Source organism: Rossellomorea sp. LjRoot5 (genome assembly GCF_964253455.1).
Lineage (GTDB): Bacteria > Bacillota > Bacilli > Bacillales > Bacillaceae_B > Rossellomorea.
Genome location: NZ_CAXUQN020000007.1, coordinates 1 through 273, shown reverse-complemented (window position 1 = coordinate 273; position 273 = coordinate 1). Strand labels below are relative to the sequence as shown.

The 273-nt window shown below is 51.6% G+C and carries 1 rRNA gene; it reads left to right on the top strand.

The window, feature by feature from the left end:
• A 23S ribosomal RNA gene (locus ACSQ2E_RS22835) occupies nt 1-273 on the top strand; the annotation flags it as partial.

The following is a 273-nucleotide window of genomic DNA, read 5'->3' as shown; positions in this document are numbered from 1 at the left end:
AAGCGAAGGTGCGAATCGAAGCCCCAGTAAACGGCGGCCGTAACTATAACGGTCCTAAGGTAGCGAAATTCCTTGTCGGGTAAGTTCCGACCCGCACGAAAGGCGTAACGATCTGGGCACTGTCTCAACGAGAGACTCGGTGAAATTATAGTACCTGTGAAGATGCAGGTTACCCGCGACAGGACGGAAAGACCCCGTGGAGCTTTACTGTAGCCTGATATTGAATTTTGGTACAGCTTGTACAGGATAGGTAGGAGCCTTGGAAACCGGAGC